Origin of the sequence: Streptococcus parasanguinis (genome assembly GCF_001074805.1) — a bacterium.
In the GTDB taxonomy this organism is placed as follows: domain Bacteria; phylum Bacillota; class Bacilli; order Lactobacillales; family Streptococcaceae; genus Streptococcus; species Streptococcus parasanguinis_A.
The window spans coordinates 1-17,849 of record NZ_JUPI01000115.1; the positions used below are offsets into that span (position 1 = coordinate 1).

20 protein-coding genes and 1 other annotated feature are annotated in these 17,849 nt (G+C 39.1%); of the genes, 1 reads left to right on the forward strand and 19 read right to left on the reverse strand.

Annotated elements, in window-relative coordinates; all coding sequences use genetic code 11:
• Window positions 1–121 precede the first annotated feature (121 nt).
• The 16 genes from ADI76_RS07630 to ADI76_RS07705 form a co-directional block, all read right to left on the reverse strand.
• On the reverse strand, window positions 122–1,093 hold the full coding sequence (locus ADI76_RS07630) for a YihY/virulence factor BrkB family protein (RefSeq protein ID WP_049515541.1): 972 nt from the start codon (window positions 1,091–1,093) through the stop codon (window positions 122–124).
• Window positions 1,094–1,176: 83 nt separating this feature from the next.
• Window positions 1,177–2,037, reverse strand: a complete 861-nt coding sequence (locus tag ADI76_RS07635) for a methionyl aminopeptidase (RefSeq protein WP_003003694.1) — start codon at window positions 2,035–2,037, stop codon at window positions 1,177–1,179.
• Between the two features lie 21 nt (window positions 2,038–2,058).
• The gene (gene spxR / locus ADI76_RS07640; protein WP_049515543.1) at window positions 2,059–3,336 is read right to left on the reverse strand and encodes a CBS-HotDog domain-containing transcription factor SpxR; all 1,278 of its coding nucleotides are present in this window, start codon (window positions 3,334–3,336) and stop codon (window positions 2,059–2,061) included.
• On the reverse strand, window positions 3,329–3,880 hold the full coding sequence (locus ADI76_RS07645) for a GNAT family N-acetyltransferase (RefSeq protein WP_024055817.1): 552 nt from the start codon (window positions 3,878–3,880) through the stop codon (window positions 3,329–3,331). Before ADI76_RS07645 ends, spxR begins: the two co-directional genes overlap by 8 nt.
• A gap of 56 nt (window positions 3,881–3,936) precedes the next feature.
• Window positions 3,937–5,196, reverse strand: a complete 1,260-nt coding sequence (locus tag ADI76_RS07650) for a UDP-N-acetylglucosamine 1-carboxyvinyltransferase (protein ID WP_049471988.1) — start codon at window positions 5,194–5,196, stop codon at window positions 3,937–3,939.
• A 192-nt stretch (window positions 5,197–5,388) separates the two neighbouring features.
• The gene (gene metK / locus ADI76_RS07655; RefSeq protein WP_049515546.1) at window positions 5,389–6,579 is read right to left on the reverse strand and encodes a methionine adenosyltransferase; all 1,191 of its coding nucleotides are present in this window, start codon (window positions 6,577–6,579) and stop codon (window positions 5,389–5,391) included.
• A 399-nt stretch (window positions 6,580–6,978) separates the two neighbouring features.
• Entirely contained in the window at window positions 6,979–8,205 is a 1,227-nt protein-coding gene (locus tag ADI76_RS07660) for a hypothetical protein (protein WP_049515548.1), read from the reverse strand.
• Window positions 8,206–8,344: 139 nt separating this feature from the next.
• A complete protein-coding gene (locus ADI76_RS11730; protein WP_239683630.1) occupies window positions 8,345–8,548 on the reverse strand; it encodes a hypothetical protein in 204 nt (67 codons plus the stop codon).
• Between the two features lie 66 nt (window positions 8,549–8,614).
• Window positions 8,615–8,776, reverse strand: a complete 162-nt coding sequence (locus tag ADI76_RS11735) for a hypothetical protein (protein WP_239683631.1) — start codon at window positions 8,774–8,776, stop codon at window positions 8,615–8,617.
• 135 nt (window positions 8,777–8,911) lie between these two features.
• Complete coding sequence (locus ADI76_RS07670) at window positions 8,912–9,352, reverse strand: hypothetical protein (RefSeq protein ID WP_049515551.1); 441 nt, start codon at window positions 9,350–9,352, stop codon at window positions 8,912–8,914.
• 171 nt (window positions 9,353–9,523) lie between these two features.
• Window positions 9,524–9,991 (reverse strand): deoxycytidylate deaminase, encoded by a 468-nt coding sequence (locus tag ADI76_RS07675; RefSeq protein WP_049490930.1) that lies wholly within the window; start codon window positions 9,989–9,991, stop codon window positions 9,524–9,526.
• Between the two features lie 251 nt (window positions 9,992–10,242).
• Window positions 10,243–10,602, reverse strand: coding sequence for a 50S ribosomal protein L20 (rplT, locus tag ADI76_RS07685; protein WP_000124830.1), 360 nt, complete (start codon window positions 10,600–10,602; stop codon window positions 10,243–10,245).
• Window positions 10,603–10,651: 49 nt separating this feature from the next.
• A complete protein-coding gene (gene rpmI, locus ADI76_RS07690; RefSeq protein ID WP_001125942.1) occupies window positions 10,652–10,852 on the reverse strand; it encodes a 50S ribosomal protein L35 in 201 nt (66 codons plus the stop codon).
• Between the two features lie 33 nt (window positions 10,853–10,885).
• The gene (gene infC / locus ADI76_RS07695) at window positions 10,886–11,416 is read right to left on the reverse strand and encodes a translation initiation factor IF-3 (RefSeq protein ID WP_003003721.1); all 531 of its coding nucleotides are present in this window, start codon (window positions 11,414–11,416) and stop codon (window positions 10,886–10,888) included.
• Between the two features lie 16 nt (window positions 11,417–11,432).
• Window positions 11,433–11,561: a sequence feature (ribosomal protein L20 leader region), on the reverse strand.
• A gap of 26 nt (window positions 11,562–11,587) precedes the next feature.
• Window positions 11,588–12,265, reverse strand: coding sequence for a (d)CMP kinase (gene cmk / locus ADI76_RS07700; protein ID WP_023917816.1), 678 nt, complete (start codon window positions 12,263–12,265; stop codon window positions 11,588–11,590).
• A gap of 14 nt (window positions 12,266–12,279) precedes the next feature.
• Window positions 12,280–12,735, reverse strand: coding sequence for an SAG1386/EF1546 family surface-associated protein (locus ADI76_RS07705; RefSeq protein ID WP_003006692.1), 456 nt, complete (start codon window positions 12,733–12,735; stop codon window positions 12,280–12,282).
• A 45-nt stretch (window positions 12,736–12,780) separates the two neighbouring features.
• Here ADI76_RS07705 and ADI76_RS07710 point away from each other — a divergent pair, with 45 nt between their 5' ends.
• Entirely contained in the window at window positions 12,781–12,981 is a 201-nt protein-coding gene (locus ADI76_RS07710) for a ferredoxin (RefSeq protein ID WP_045759303.1), read from the forward strand.
• 10 nt (window positions 12,982–12,991) lie between these two features.
• On the opposite strand, the gene ADI76_RS07715 is transcribed toward ADI76_RS07710, so the two are convergent.
• The 3 genes from ADI76_RS07715 to ADI76_RS07725 all read right to left on the reverse strand — a co-directional run bounded on the left by ADI76_RS07715 (window position 12,992) and on the right by ADI76_RS07725 (window position 17,848).
• Window positions 12,992–13,468: an EbsA family protein gene (locus ADI76_RS07715; RefSeq protein ID WP_049515556.1), complete on the reverse strand. Its 477-nt coding sequence runs from the start codon at window positions 13,466–13,468 to the stop codon at window positions 12,992–12,994.
• A gap of 94 nt (window positions 13,469–13,562) precedes the next feature.
• Window positions 13,563–16,100 (reverse strand): LTA synthase family protein, encoded by a 2,538-nt coding sequence (locus ADI76_RS07720; protein ID WP_049515558.1) that lies wholly within the window; start codon window positions 16,098–16,100, stop codon window positions 13,563–13,565.
• Complete coding sequence (locus ADI76_RS07725; RefSeq protein ID WP_049515560.1) at window positions 16,100–17,848, reverse strand: rhamnan synthesis F family protein; 1,749 nt, start codon at window positions 17,846–17,848, stop codon at window positions 16,100–16,102. Before ADI76_RS07725 ends, ADI76_RS07720 begins: the two co-directional genes overlap by 1 nt.
• Window position 17,849: the final 1 nt, after the last annotated feature.

The window sequence follows — 17,849 nt, forward strand, 5'->3', positions numbered from 1 at the left end:
CAGTGGTTGAGTGGGCTCTACTACGCTGATTTCATCAGCTTTTACAGCCCTACTCAACTGTGCAGAGGTGGGACGACGAAATCGAATTCTAACGAATGACCGATTTCTGTCCCACTCTCCCTTATTCTATTTTATCTTTTTTTCTCAAGCGTAACCGTCGCTTTAATGTTTGTGAAGCTTCTTTATGCCGAAAAGCTACTTCTTCCGTTTTTAATTTGGAGACAATTTCTCCATTGCGCGTTTGGAACTTGGCTTCTCTAGCAAACTGGATACTGGCGTTTAAAATACAACCAATAATCATGATTTTAGCTACCAAGATGAACCAGAACATAATGACCGCTAGGACGACAGAACCGAAGAAACGAGCATCTAAGAAATGACTCACATAACGATCCACATATTTCCAAAAGATATTCAAGATCGCATACAGGACAGCAACAACGAAGGTCGCCCCTGGCAATACATATCTAAATTTTGGAATTTTGACATTTGGAAGGGTGTAATAGAGCAAGACCAGACTGACAAATAGCAAAAGGTAGATGGTCGGCTCTGTCAAATTCAGTAAGCGCACATAAATCGTCCGATCAAATGAAAAGGTCTTATAGAGATAACGAACGATCATTTTCCCAAACATGGAAAGGATCAGCGAGAGTCCAAACAAGCCCTGCAAGGCAAAACTGATCAGAAAGCTAAAGAGTCGCCCCCAGATAATACCACGCTCCTTTTCCACCCCATAACTCTTGTTATAGGCTTTTTGGAGGTAGGCAATGCTCTGAGAGAAGATCCACAAAGCAGAAATAATCGAGAAACTCAGTAAGCCTGTCGAAGGTTTGGTCAAGACACTCGAAATCATCTGTGCCACTATTCGATATAAGGAGGCTGGCAAAACTTTCTGTAAGCTTAAAAGAATCTGAGTGGGACGAATATGAAAGTAAGGCAGAATATTGGCTGCAATCAGCATCAAAGGGAAAATGGAGATCAGCAAATAATAGGCTACAGCAATGCTAGTGATATCAGACTCTGCACTCTGATAAAACCGCACGAAGCCCTTTATAAATGGCTGTCCCAGTACTTTTTGTAGGACCTTTTTCATTCGTCACCTCCCCATTTTACTAAAAAAGAGCAAAGAGCGAAACCAGACACTTGCCTTCAGCTCCATTCTTCCCTCTCTATTTCTTAGTATGTTCCTTCTTCACCTTGACTAGTCAAGATCACTGGACCATCTTTTGTAATCACAAATTGATGCTCGTATTGACAAGAAAGGCCACCGTCAAGGGTCTTATGGGCCCAACCAGTTTCCATATCTGTATCAATCTCCCAAGTACCGGTATTAATCATTGGCTCAATCGTCAAGACCATCCCTTCACGTAAGCGAAGACCGCGTCCAGCACGACCATAATGTGGGACCATTGGTTCTTCATGCATGGTAGGCCCGACACCGTGACCGACCAAATCACGCACTACGCCATAGCCTTTGCTTTCCGCATACTCTTGAATCGCTGCGCCAATATCTCCCAAGCGATTACCTACGACCGCTTTCTCAATTCCCTTATAGAGACATTCTTTGGTCACATCCATCAAATCTTTGACTTCTTGGGAAACATTTCCCACCGCATAAGCCCAGCAAGAGTCCGCCAAGCCACCACTATAGGACTCCGTGTATTTCTTCACTTGGGCTACATTATCAAAATCCAATTTTGAAACATCCAAAACAGATTTATCGAGTGGTTCTGACAAGACCATGTCTACCTTGAGGAGATCCCCATCTTTGAGAATGACGTGACGTGGAAAAGCATGGGCTACTTCGTCATTCAAACCACAGCAAGTCGCATAAGGATAATCCATGAGACTGCCTTCTACACCGATCTGAAGCGGCAAGACATTGGCTTCTTTACAGCGACGACGGACATATTCTTCTACTTCCCATAGGTCAAGCCCTGGCTTGATCAAGTCACGTAATCCAATATGGATGCTGGCAAGGAAATCACCTGCACGATCCATGGCTTCAATTTCACGTTGTGATTTTAATGTAATCATTGTCTCCTCATTTCTTTTTGTTTAATTAATCTTAATTGTAATGGTTGCTTTCGCAACTAGCTGCAGATCTAAATACAAGCTAAAATCAACCAAGGCCGAACGTCTGGTTCGTCGAACTAGTTGTGGTTCAATGCGGATCACATCATCCACCTGCACAGCCTGTAAAAAATTGATGATCAACTGTTCGACAATCAAGCTACGCCCACTGTGTTGCATCATCTTGCGAATAACCTTCATCAGCACTTCGATCATGACCCCATTGGCCAAAACACCGCTTTTCTCCAGCATACTTGGCTCCACTGTGAATTGGTAATGGTCGTTCTCTGTTTGAATCTTTTGACCAATTTGCTCACTAAAGGTTGGTAAGCTCGAAAACTGCACCTTGCTAATCCGATCCATGACATCCCGACGCGTAATAACACCCAGCAAGGTCTGGTTATTACGAACAACAGGAATCATTTCATAATCTTCAGCGATCATCCGTTGGCTAATCGTCGCAATGCTGGTGGACAAATTAGTGGTAAAAATGGTCCGTGACATCACCTTATCAAGGGTCGTCTGAGGCGCCTTATCTCCAGCATCTCTCATGGTTACGACGCCCACTACCATCTGGTGCTGATTGACAACCGGAAAACGACTAAAGCGATTCTTTCGAACCAAATCTAAATAATCCCGGACCGTATCCGTCTCAGAAAGATAGCCGTACTCATGGAAGGGCCGATAGACCTGCTCGACTGTCAAGATATCCGTCTTGATCTGCATATTAGACAAGGCCTTATTGATCATAGTCGCGACGGTATAGGTATCGTGTGAAGTTCGGATGACTGGGATTTGTACCTGATTGGCCAGATCAATCACATCCTCACTCACTTCAAAGCCACCTGTCACTAAGACCGCATTGTCATGTTTAAGAGCCAATCGTTGGATGCTAGTACGGTCACCCACGATCAAAAGCCCACCTTCAGACACATAGTCTAGGACGTGCTTTTCCGTCATAGCACCGATGTAAAATTTATTAAATTCTTTTTCGAGACCTTCTTCACCAGCTAATATTTCTGAACCGGTGATTTCTAAAATTTCCCGATAGGTCAAATGCTCTAGTACAGCTTTTTGCGATTTGACACGGATGGTTCCGCTTCTAGGACGCGTTTCCACAATTCCTTGATTTTCAGCTTCTTTAATGGCACGATAGGCCGTCCCATCACTGACATTCAAAAAATTGGAGATACTGCGGACACTGACCCGTTTTCCAATCGGTAATTTTTCGAGATAGTCTAAAATCTCTTGGTGTTTACTCATAGAAGTCCCCTCTACCTAGGCGGAAATCATAATAATCGCGCATTTTACGCGTATAGCGGTCACTCCCTTTGAATTGACGAAAGAGACGAAAACCAGCCTTCAAAGCGACCTTTTGACTCCCTGCATTTTCAACATGGGTGACAATCTTAAGCTCCTTCAGTTGAAATTTCTCAAATGATAGATAGACCAACTCTTTGACCGCTTCTGTCATCAGACCCTTTCCCCAAAAATCTTTGCGCAAAAAGTAGCCTAACTCAGCCTCACCCTTGATTTCATCCAACTTTTCAAACTTGATCGAACCGATCATCTGATTGGTTTCCTGATCACAGATCGCCCAAACCCCCAAAGGATTTTTCATGAAATAGTTGGCTAGTACATATTGAGTTTCAGAAAGATCGGCTTGTGCAGGAAAGATAAATTGTAGGTTATCAGGATTCGAAGCAATCTTATAAAAATCTTCCGCATCCTCAAAGAGAAAAGGTCGTAAATACAACCTTTGTGTTTCAATTAGTGAATAGGCAGCTAAGTGCGTCCAAATATTCATTTCAAACTCCATTGTTCGTGTATCCAGCCGCCACTATCAGATCCCTAGTTCTGTCACTATTCCTCTACCAACTGGATGTCTGCTCCAAGTTGGGTCAATTTATGAATAATATCTGAATACCCGCGAAGGATGTATTCCACATTTGTAATTTCTGTTGTTCCAGAAGCCATGAGACCGGCGATCACTAAAGCCGCACCAGCTCGAAGATCCGTCGCTTTCACACTGGATCCTGTCAATTGATTTGGCCCTTCATAGATAATGTGGTCGTTTAAGGTCGAAATGGTGGCTCCCATTTTAGCCAATTCTGGCACATGGTTGACCCGTTTTTCATAAATCGTATCAACAATGCGCCCACGTCCTGCAGCCGTTAAGAGCAAAGGTGTGATCGGTTGTTGCAAATCAGTCGCAAAACCAGGATAAGGAGAGGTTTTGATCTGGATGGCCTTCAAGCCCGTCTGCTTTTCTACAAAGATACTATCTTCAGAAATGGTCATGCGCACACCCATTTCCTCTAACTTGGCAATATAGCTCTCCAAATGCTCATACAGGACATTATTGATCTGGATACCTTCTCCAATAGCAGCTGCAAGGGCAATATAGGTTCCAGCTTCGATGCGATCTGGAATCACCTGATGTCTAGTTCCATGCAATTGTGGAACACCATCAATGATTATGATATCCGTACCTGCTCCCCGAATATGGGCTCCCATGTTGTTTAGCAAGGTTACCACATCGATAATCTCAGGTTCCCGCGCAGCATTTTCGATCACTGTCCGACCTTCAGCCTTGACCGCTGCCAAAATCGTATTGATCGTTGCACCGACACTAACAGTATCCATGTAGATGTTTGCTCCTTGAAGAGGCTTGCCATCAGTCGCAAGTTTCATACTAGAGCCATCCATGGTCATAGCGGCTCCCATTGCTTCAAAGGCCTTCAAATGCAAATCGATCGGACGTGGTCCAAGGTCACACCCTCCAGGTAGTCCAACCGTTGCTTGACCATAGCGTCCTAATAAGCTGCCATAGAAATAATAGGAAGCTCGCAGACTGTTGATTTTTCCAAATGGCATGGGCATATTCTTCACCCCACGTGGATCAATGATCAAACTGTCTTCTTTGCGTTCAATCTTAGCCCCCATGATGGTCATGATTTCAATCAGACTCGCCACGTCGGAGATATCCGGTACCCCATCAAGGGTCACGATATCATCCGCCAGAATGGTCGCCGGAATCAAGGCTACTACACTATTTTTTGCACCACTAATGGTCACCTCTCCTTTTAGAGGGCGACCACCATTTATTACAATTTTTTTCATCTTAATAATTTATTAGCTCTTTCAAGTCTTTTTCCTTTTACTATCGTTTTTTGTAACGGAAATAAAAGGGACAACGTATTCAAAATACTGCATCTATTATACCACAGATCGACCTATTTTTCCATCTGTAGGAATTTTCAAAACGAAAAAAAGCTAGGATCAACTTGACCCTAACTTTTCCATTTCAACGAATTATTTTACAGCTTCTTTCAAGGCTTCTACCTTGTCCAAACGTTCCCATGGAAGGTCAATATCTGTCCGTCCCATATGGCCGTATGCTGCTGTTTGACGGTAGATTGGACGTTTAAGGTCCAACATTTGGATAATCCCTGCTGGACGAAGATCAAAGATCTCACGCGCTGCTTTTTCAAGCTTACTTTCAGCAACTGTTCCCGTACCAAAGGTATCAATACGAACAGAGACAGGTTGAGCAACCCCAATGGCATAAGCCAATTGCACTTCTGCTTTCTTAGCAAGCCCTGCTGCCACGATGTTTTTTGCAATATAGCGAGCTGCATAGGAAGCGGAACGGTCCACCTTCGTCGCATCCTTACCAGAGAAGGCACCACCACCGTGACGTGAATAACCACCATAAGTATCCACGATGATCTTACGACCTGTCAAACCGGAATCCCCTTGAGGCCCACCGATAACAAAGCGACCTGTTGGGTTGATGAAGAATTTGGTTTCCTCATCTAGATAAGAAGCTGGAATCACCTCTTTGATGACCTTGTTAATTACATCTTCATGGATTTGTTCATTGCTGACATCTGGATCGTGTTGAGTTGAAATAACCACCGTATCCACGCGCACTGGCTGGTCATTTTCATCGTACTCGACAGTGACCTGTGATTTGGCATCTGGACGAAGATAGCTGATTTCCCCAGACTTACGAAGTTCAGCCAAACGACGAACCAACTTGTGGCTGAGTGAAATCGGTAATGGCATGAGTTCTTCTGTTTCATCCACTGCAAAACCAAACATGAGACCTTGGTCTCCTGCTCCGATCAAATCAAGTGGATCTTGATCTGCGTTTCCACGAACTTCCAAGGCTTCATTAACCCCTTGGGCAATATCAGGAGATTGTTCCACCAAAGATGGGTGTACTCCTACAGTTTCAGCTGAGAATCCATATTCCGTATTAGTATAACCAATCTCTGCAATGGTATCACGAACCACACGGTTAATATCCACATAAGCAGTCGTTGAAATCTCACCAAAGACATGCACGGAACCAGTATAAACAGCTGTTTCGGCAGCTACGTGAGCTTCTGGATCTTGCTCTAAAATAGCATCTAAAATAGCATCTGAAATTTGGTCTGCAATCTTATCTGGATGCCCCTCAGATACTGATTCAGACGTGAAAAGTTTACGTTCTGACATAAAAATGTCCCCCCTTAAAAAATATTGTTATAGAGTTACAAAGTACTGATAGAAGATTTCTACCACCTTATCGGGACCATATAACACTTCATTATAACACATTACATATGATATGGAAAATGATTTTTCAAAAAGCCCATTAAATCAGCTTTTTCGGTCTATGCACTACCTAGTTAAACTGACTTAAACAGTCCTCAAAGTTCCTAAAAAGTTCACAAAAAATACCCCGTAGGGTATCTATCAATTGACGAGTTCAGCAGGCAAGATCTAGCACCCTCACACGGTGCTTTTTTTATCTTCAAAAATGATAGGCGTCCGCGTACCAATGGGTACTCGAAAACCTACCACCTACTTAAATGATAACAGTTCTTTAAAAATTTTCAACCCTATCTACTTTAATCAGTCTCCATTTTTAAATAATATACCTCCAATAAATACCAGGACTCCTAAAACCAAGGATAAAATATTTGGACCTGTCCAATAAGGATCTAGCGTACCTATGATGGAAACAATAAATAAGACGGCTGATGTATTTAAGAGACCCACATTTCCATTCCTCATAGCTATGAAAAGGATGAAAGTCGCAATCATAAAACAAATATAATGGATGGCACCAATATATAAGATCAGTAGATACATGGGGTTTCCTAAAAATAAAGGAAAAATCATAATACCAAGGTGGCAGACTGCTATTATAAGGGCGCTCCATAACCAAGACGAATGAAGAATAATCCTCTTTGGCGAATTTTCTTTATCATTGTTTGATTGTATATCAGCATTCAACTGATCGTTTACATCTATGTCTCCTTCTACTTGAGAGTCCGCCATCTCTGGTTTAGTGTCAATAGATGATAGATCTTGTACTTTCACCTTGGACTCCCAGCTAACTGCAACTTTCTCAAGTAAACTAAAAACACGACAAGCAATATAAATCGATAAGAGAAGATAAAAGAGACCGTAAAAGCTTATACGAGAGATGAAAGAGTATACTGCACCTATCACAACAAGAGAAGATAAAATGAGCAAGAGAGAAAATACTTTCTGAAGTTTCTCACTTGTACTTGTGATCATAACATTAATCAGAAGTAAAAACATTAACTCCATTACACTGTATCGAAGTGTAAAAGCGTAAATATCACTCGTTCTATCCATACCAATCAATATAAATAGTGGAGAAATATTTGTAGAGGCAACAAATAGTACTAAATAAGCTATCGATGATTTCCAACCATCTTTACTTTTCCAATTGTTTAAAAGCTCCCTCATTTCTACATTCTTTATAAGCAAGCAAATCCATATTAAACAAATGATATTTAGCACAAAGGAAATGTTCATCAGATTTGTTGGGGAGAAAGGTGGTAAAAAAAACATCAGTAGTTGGGTAATTGAGAGGAGAAGAGCAGCTATCAATCCTTCAACATTTAAACGCTGCTTCATGATTCTCCAAATTACCCAGCAAATAATCATTCCATTCCATATAGAAAAAATACTAGAGGTAGTGATCAGTGGTGTATTTCCATTTAAATTTTGGACATTATAGCTCTCTACTAGACTACTACCATAAGAAACAAGATAAAGAATTGCTTCAAGAATTAGCAGTATACCATACCATTTTTTTCTAGACATAGATTCTCCTCCGCTTTCTAAGAAAAGTATTTAACGATCCATTTATTTAAATTATAACACAATTTGTAACCGTTTTCTCAGTGCGTTATCAGTACTAAATAAATAAAAAAGATAGGATTGAACATCCTACCTGCTATCATCACTCTTCATTTTTTAACAATACAGTTCCAATCAATACCAGCACTCCTACCACAAACTGTGGTATATGATTAATCACCCAATCCGGATCACCCGCAGCAATAAATGAAAAAACATAAATAGCTGCTGCTATATAAAGAGTTGCTTTATTGCCATTCACATATCCATTCCAAAGCAGGATGGTTGCAATCACAAAGCTAATCATATGGATCCCCAAAAAGTACAAAAATCCACCAGCCCACGCTCCCATTGCAAAGAGACCTAATAAAAGTTAAACTGTATAAGCAATGGCGATTAACAGGGCAAAATAAAGTATTGCAGAAGTCCCAACTCTCTTTTCTGGCTTCATTTCATTGTTAGGAAGAAGACTTTCATCTGAAACGAATGCCTCTTTTTCTGTATCTACTTCCAGATTTTTCTGTTGATCTGTCATAACTTTCTCCTAACCTTTTTAGTTATTCTTTCAAATAATAGCGCTTAAAAATAGAGCGGATGAACTGATTTAACTATCTCTTTGATCGACCCGAATACTTTTTATTGAGTAGAGTTGACCATACCCATTTTTTGATTAAGAGCTTTTCTCTTCTTTAACCAGGAGTGTTCCGATTAAATCCAAAATACCTAAACATAAGGGAGCAATTCGAAATATTTCCCAGTCCGGATCAAAAGCCAAGATGATAGACAGCAGATAGAGTCCAACACTCGCATAGAGAAGGCTTTTATACCCCTTCTTCATCCCTAGTCGAATTAGAAAGGCCCCAATCGCAAGACTTAATAAGTTTGGACCAAGGAAAATCAAAACGACAAATCCCCAACCATCACCCCAAGGTGCAAAGTAAAAGAAAAACAATACAAGATAGATAATGGATAAGTAAAATGTCACTGAAAGAAGAATAGAATGTAAGCTATTTTCTTTTGGAGGATTCTGAACAGATACAGAATTGGGATAATCTTCACTTATCTTACGATGTTCTTTATTTTCCTCAAAATGTTTCTCTTGGTTTGTCATCACTTTCTCCTTCCTTTCTTATATTTTTATGTTTTTCCGTTAACACCATTATACTTGATTCCATTATTCTTTTCATGATAGCCATCTATTCAATGCTATCTCTTAAACATTAATTTGGACAGGTTTCCAATTAGATTGCTAACATATCGTGAAATGGACTAAAAGCCTTCCCTAAATAAAATCAGCCTCTGCAATAGCTCGTTTCACTTCTTCAATTGGTAAATTGACCAGTTCTACTTCTTTTTCACGGTAGAGGTATTCGGCATATTCATCAATTCGATACTGATGAATGTATACCACCCGCTTGCAACCAACTTGAAGCAATTGCTTGGTACAATTGAGACAAGGAAAATGTGTCACATAAGCTGTAAATCCTTTGGGAATCCCCCGTTCAGCTCCTTGCAAAATAGCATTGACTTCCGCATGAATCGTCCGGACACAGTGTCCCTCGACCATAAGACAGCCATCTTCTAGACAATGATCTGTCCCAGAAACGGATCCATTATAACCTGTTGCAATGACCTTATTATCCTTAACTAGTACAGCCCCAACCTTAGCTCGATTACAGGTCGCTCGATTCGAAATCAGTAAGGCCTGTGCTGCAAAATATTCATCCCATGCTAGTCGATTGTGTGTCACCTTTATATCCTCCATCTCTCCTCATATCGGTTACGATTATTTTCATTATAGCATGAAATCAGCAAGAAAAAAAGGGAGTGGGAAAGAACTCTGACTAGTAAAAAAGAGTTCGTTTTCCACCCCCGCACAGTTGATTAGGTCATCTTTAGAGCTTAAAAAGCGAATAAAGATACCAATCAACCACTGCGTCATACAGTTATTTCTATCATACATCAAAGGCTGGACAACTTTTGCCCAGCCTATTATAAACATTATTTACCAAGTTTTGCTTTAGCTGCATCTGCAAGAGCTGTGAAAGCTGCTGCATCGTTAACAGCCAAGTCAGCAAGCATTTTACGGTTAACTTCGATCTCAGCCAATTTCAAACCATGCATCAATTGTGAGTATGAAAGTCCGTTCAAACGAGCTGCCGCATTGATACGTGTGATCCACAATTTACGGAAGTCACGTTTCTTTTGACGACGGTCACGGTATGCATAGTAGTAAGAGTTCATTACTTGTTCTTTTGCAGTACGGAACAAGATATGTTTAGCTCCATAGTAACCTTTAGCTAATTTAAGAATACGTTTACGACGTTTGCGTGATACAACGCCACCTTTAACACGTGCCATTTATATTTCCTCCAATATTTCCTAGAATTCTTTACTTACGAATACGCGATTATTTCAAGCGAGTAAGCATTGCTTTGATACGTTTGAAATCTCCTGAATGCACCATAGATGCTTTACGAAGATGACGACGTTGTTTCTTAGTTTTTCCGTGGAAACGGTGAGAAGTGTAAGCACGGAAACGTTTAAGTCCACCAGAACCTGTACGTTTGAAACGTTTAGCTGATGCGCGGTGTGTTTTTTGTTTTGGCATGATATTTTCTCCTTTTTTTAACTTTCTGACAGATTATTTCTTGTCAGTTGCTGGCGCCAATTGCATGAACATTTGACGTCCATCCATCTTAGCTCGTTGTTCGATGATTGCCACATCTTGTGTCGCTTCAGCGAAGTCGGCTAAAACTTTAGCACCAATCTCTTTGTGGGTAATCATACGACCCTTAAAGCGAATGGATACCTTCACTTTATTTCCTTTTTCAAGGAATTTGCGAGCATTGCGAAGTTTTGTATCGAAATCACCCTTGTCAATCACTGGGCTCAAACGAACTTCTTTCACGGTCACAACGCTTTGTTTTTTGCGTTGTTCTTTTTGCTTCTTCTGGTACTCAAATTTGAACTTACCGTAGTCCATAATTTTCGCAACAGGAGGTTTAGCTTGAGGTTGAATGAGAACCAAGTCAACATTAGCGTCGTCCGCAAGTGCTTGCGCTTCGCTAAGTGGTTTGATACCCAATTGCTCACCTTCAAGACCGATTAAGCGAACTTCACGTACACGAATTTCATCATTGATGAATAAGTCTTGCTTTGCTATGGTTTTCACCTCTTTTTTATTATTCGAGAAAAACAAAGAACGGACCTGCAATACAGGCCCGAACTACATGATGTATTTCATTACTGAAACTTGATCCGTAGGGGCCAGGCAACTTGCGTCACAAGGCGAGAAGTTCTCACTTCTGCTTTTCTCAACTTTTATATGATATCAAGTTTTTTATTATTTGTCAAGAAGTTTTTTTGCTTTTTCTTCAATAAAGGCCACAACGTCTGCAATGCCAACACCCGTTGTGTCAAAATGAATGGCATCTGCTGCAGGTTTTAAAGGAGACACAGCACGGTGGCTATCCTTATAGTCACGTTCAGCGATTTCTTTTTTTAACAATTCAAGATCCGCTGTGATGCCCTTTTCAACATTTTCCTTGAAGCGACGTTCTGCACGTTCCTCAACCGAAGCAACCAAAAAAATCTTCAATTCTGCATTTGGCAAGACAACTGTCCCAATATCGCGACCGTCCATGACGATTCCACCCTTCTCTGCAATCTCTTGCTGAAGAGCCACCAACTTTTCACGGATAGGCGCAAGCGCTGCGACCCACGAAACATTATTGGTCACTTGGTTATCACGAATTGGATGGGTAATATCCACGTCTGCTACAAAAACAAGTTGCTCTCCTTCTTCCGAACGACCAAAACTAATTGGATATTGATCTAAAAGGGCTAACAAGTCATCTACCTGTTCGGCTGTCAGATTATTTTGCAAAGCTAGGTAAGTCGCTGCACGATACATAGCCCCCGTATCTAGATACGTATAGTCTAGATCCTTGGCAATGATCTTTGCAACTGTGGACTTTCCACTAGAAGCCGGTCCATCAATGGCAATTTGAATTTGTTTCATTCTGTCTTCAACTCCTACTGAATCTTAACGACATCACCAGGATTCGCATACCATGATCCTGTAGACATGTGAGATGGATTTAACTGTTCCAATTGGGCAATGGAAATACCAGCACGCGCAGCAATCGCTGCTTCCCCTTCACCTGCTTGAACAGTGATCGTACCTTCTTCCGAGTTCTCATCTTTTGAACTATCGTCTTTAGCCGCTTGGTCAGTTTGTGCTGCAGGGGCTGATGATTTCTGTTCAACCTTAGTCTCACCATTGTAGAAACCAGACATTTGTTTTGATTTATTGCTGCCACCTGTTGATAGGAAAATCAACAAGCAGACCATCGCCACTACTACTACAAAGAAAATAATGGCTAAAATCGTCAACAGACGATCTGCCTTTATTCCATTTAACTTACTCGTTCTTTTCAATGTTTCTTCTCCATCATCGTAAATATCTTCTTCCCATGGTTCTTTTGCCATGACTTCCTCCTTGTTTTTTCTCGTAAAAATCATTACAATAGAAGTATGAAAGTTACGTTAATTCCAGATCGTTGCATCGCTTGCGGTCTCTGTCAGACCTATTCTGAAATTTTTGATTACCATGACAATGGCATCGTTAAATTTGCTGCTGAAGACGACGACCTCCTTGAAAAGGAAGTTCCTGTCACAAACGATGTTCTCGAGGCTATTAAAGAATGCCCCACTCATGCTCTCTTAAAAGATTAAGAGGGCTTTTTTATTTATCTGCATAATACATCTCGTAATAATCCACATGGATGAAGTTGTCCGTCAAGACCACTTCACCTTTGAAAGATGAATTTAAGGCAAGTGCATTGATAAAGTATTTTTTCGGCCATTTGCGCATACAGAATGTCCGACTGCGCGAACCATCATTAAAAATGAGCTTGATCGACTTCTTATTTACTTCGACCTTTTCGATCGAGTCAATCTTCACCTTGATTGGAGTAAAAGGATTGGCAGTAATAATCCGCAAGATCCCATCCTCATAAATCGTGAAGTAACGATGGACCCCAATCGCGAGCAAGACCATAAATAAAAAGAACGAAAACAAAACTAGCGTTGGCACACTAGAGCTCTCATACATCAAGGCCAGTCCAATAAAGACCGGAATCACTGCAATGGACCAATAAGTCACAAGAATAGATAAGTCCGGTTGCCAATGATAATGGACCTTTCCAAATATCTTAATCATGAGCGTACCCCCATCTAATAGTTTAGCATAAAAAACAAAAAAAAGGGAGCCAGACAGCCAAAATCACAAAGATTTTTAACTGCTAGCACTCCTTTTAATTGGATTTATTGGTTGGGACTTTAAAGAAGTCTTTAGAAAGGTAACCTTTCCCACTAATCAGGTCGTATTCAACCATTTTCAAATCCTCTGCAATTTCTTGTGCTTCTCCTTCTAGGGCCTTTTTATCGACACTTGCTTTTTTCAGCACTTCTGTTAACAAAGCATAGTAAGGCGAAACTTTTGAATTGGTCTGTTCAAAGACCATAGCAGAGAAATCACTTGAATTGACCAAAGGATAGTTCAATTTCGGTGCATCAAAATTACTCCAAATGAAGTAGTCTGTCTGATACTGACTCTCCGGATTATTCTTAAAGGCGGACTCAGGATAAAGACCTGGCAAATGATCCCCATAAAATACCACTGTAATCTTCTTATCTATTTTAGAAAGACTTTCCAGGAAGGATTGGGTATCACTATCCGTATGTGTTAACAATCTAGAATAATTTAATAATTTTGCATTCTCCTCATCTGAAAATTTTTCTCCAATAGCGGTTAAATCTTCTGGACTAGATTCAGACCAAGGGGCATGGTTCTGCATCGTAATAATTGAAAAGAATTGATTTTCATTTTTATTAGTTGACAGATTTCGTAGAATCGTATTATAAAGAGTCCGATCACTTAAATACGCACCTTGTTTTTCATGTTCTACCCCTTTTGCAGGAGAAGTAATAAATTTATTAAATTTTAAATCTTTATATACAACATTTCTAGAGTAATTTCTAGGATCATTAAAATGAATAGCAATCCTATCTTTCTCATTAAAACTGTTACTTATCGATGGTTTTTGTATTAACTTAGGAAATACCTCTGTATATAATACAGAAACACTTTGAGACATATTGTAATATGGAAGTCCAAACAAAGTTTGAAACTCCATATTTGCAGTTCCACCCCCGTAACCATCTGATTGCATTAAACCACTTGTTGTATTATTCTTTATGGATCTTATATTCGGAATAACATCTTTATTTAACTTAACAGTATCAATTCGTGACGGATCTGAAAAGCTCTCACTCAAAATATAAATAATTGTATTATCTTGGATATTTGAATTTCTTGTCTTATTCAATTCCGAAGCTATTGATGCATACTTTTCTTTTATTTTATTTATCCGTGCTTTAGAGTATCCCTCGGGGATAGGAACCACTTCCGTCGCCATTTGATTAAACCAAACATATGAAATTGATTTATATCTAGCATTAACAGTATTTCCCATCCAAACAATATTTTGAAAGTTATTTAATTGTGAAACAATCGGAACACCGTCTCTAACTTGACCATTTTGTTCTTTATTACTCAATAAATCAAAAACATTAACATAAACTATTATAATGGTTAATAATAGCAGAATTCTAAAAAGGAAACTTCTCAAGATTCGTCCTTGAAAGAAAAGTTTTCTTAAAATAATATATAGCAATGGTAATAATACTAAACATAAAATGCTGTAAAGTACAATAGACAGATCTACAAAACCAAATAATTGATCAACAGATGACAACCAAGATAAATCACTTGGCAAAACTGGTTCATTCCTCATTGAAAATTTAATTGCATTAGCAATAGAAAAGACTGTACCAAAAGAAAGAATGATTAAAGTACTTAAAACAACCTTATTAGTTACCAAAAAAACTGAAATAAATAAAAGAAATAGTGTTATAAATTGAAATAACAAAGCTCCTGGTAGAAATGAATAACCTAAAAACTTTTCACTATTTCCCATCCCAATTTGCAAAGTAAAATTGAATACTATAGCAAATACAGCACTAAAGAATACAGATAAAGAGAAGGATGGTTTGTTTTTTATAAAATCACTTTGACCTTTCATAAACAAAAACGTGACAAAACTTAATAAAATAAACAAACCAAAAGTAGTTGGAAAGAGAGACCAAAATTGAGCTTCTGAATACTTTCCTAAATTATATTTCTCCCCAATCTTTATAAAAGTAGTTGTTTTTGAAATAAATGATGGAATTTTACTATCCGAAAATATTAATAAAGTCAAAAATTGTCCTAATAGTAAATATTCAAACTCTTTATTAATTGCAACAGTAACTCTTCCACGATGAGTTTTATTTTCGTAATATTTTCTAAAAATGAAACAAAGACTAGAAATTAATATAATTGAAAACAAAGTCCATAATCCATTTGTTTGAAGAAACGGATTATTTTTAAAATTCCATAATTTAAATTTAGGGTTATTAATGTTAGTAGTAACATCTACTAAATACGATAAACTTGTATATATAAAATACCCTACAATACATTTCAACAGAAAGAACCACTTAAAATCAAATTTTGAACTCAAATAAGCAATCAATAAAATGGCTATTCCAAAAATTAATCCAAAATTATTATTCAATTCCCTAACAGAAGTTGTGGATCCTATGGTATCAATTAGTCGACAATTTAAAAGAAAAACATCAATGAAATAGAATAAAAATAAAGTTGCAATGTAATACCATTGAGTTCTTGAAACTTTCGATAAAGCTGAGAGGATAAATTCTTTAAAATTAAACTCTTTTTTCCGTTTCATTATTTCACTTTCTTTATCATTCTTTTTAGTATATATTTCACAGCTCTTGCAGGCCCTATCACGATATACTTCAAGGCTCCTTTGATCCCACCAATTTGATTAAAGTCCACAAAGGTATGGGGTTGGAGATCTTCACGATTGTTCAATTGCTTATTATCAATAAATGGTGTCAGGACATGAGGATTTTGAGAGATCCTAAAGTCATACTTTTGATCCCAAGCAATGTAGATCAACAAACGTTCGATCGCATGCAATATCGAATTTTGAGGAAGAGGTTCTGCTGGAACATCTGCTGCTGTCAAATTCAAATCAAAGAGTGGTTTCAAAGCATCGTATTTAAACCAAACAAAGGTCCCATAACTCATGACAAAGGTATTGAAATTTTTGTAATCAATCGTCTTGGTCGCTCCCATCCGTTCCCAGAGCTTGTTCATCTCTGGTGAAATAAGAGCCTCATTCCAAGCAACCACTATTCGATTGTAACGGAAGAAAGTTGGAATATCTGCGATAGTGATTCCGACTTTTGGATTGGCTTCCATATTGGCTAGGATTTGATCAGCCGGTTTGACCAGCATCTCGATCAATTCTTTGCGCCAAGATTCACCTGCCCAGAAATCTGCTTCTTTGGATTTCTTGGTATGGAAATGGCCTACATAGTCATAACGAGAGAGTTGCTCTTTTAAGAGCAACATTGGCAGCACATCCCGACCAACGTTTCCAGTCACCACAACCGTCGCATCTTGTGTTCGATGAGAAAGAATTTTCTCAATAGCCTGCTTCTTCTCTTCTACATCCGTCGTGATCCATAAGTCATAAGCAAAATGAAAGGCTTGAAATGCATCTAGAAATTCTTCCAAGAGGTCCACATAAAAGACATGGAGATGAACCGCAACTTTTTTACCGAACTCTCCAGCTAATTCTTGGTTTTTCAAGTACTTACGAGACAAGAGATAAGGATAGTCCGGACGATCAATCATAGACATATGGTTGAGAATCAAGTCTAATGGATAGTCCGTTACACGCTCCAACTCGTCGAAAATATAAGGCATAATTCCTTCATTGTTTGCAATGGTTTTGACTTTGATGAAAGGAACCTTATGATTGAGAATCGCTGTAGGATTGTAGTAAGAAAAGTCTGGATAAAGCATCCCTGTGGTGTCTTCATGAATGGTATCAAAGACCGTCTTATAGTGAAAACCTGCATCCAAGAAGTTCGTTGTGACCTTGGTTTCGTAGTTATCGATTACATCCTGAACATTGGTAAAGTCTTGAACTTCCTGCCAAAATTCATGGAAAGTACTTGATTCAATAACCTGTTTTTTAAAGCTAAGATAATAACTCTGAATATGCTCGTTAAAATCCTTGTCTTTCCGGTAATTGGTCATTCCCCAGAAATCAACCTCATCATCATTCTCAAATTTTTGGTAGATTGGTTCTAGATCCCAAAGAGGTCCAAAGCAGGTATCATTCATGAGGGTAACCGAATCAAAATGAGCCAGTTGGTCAAAGCCAACTGTCTTCATTCCATCCCGCCAAGCCGCAAAGTCAAAGCCACTATTTTGGCGCTCTAGAATATCGTCTACCAGATGCTGTGCTACTAAATTAGACTTCACATCTTCTGGTAGTTGACTATTGGAGATAAAGACCACCCGTGAATACAAGGGACGAATGTTTTCTAATTGGTAAAGTACATGTCCACTAATAAAATTAAACTTATTATAGTGAACATATAAAAGTAAACGTTGCATA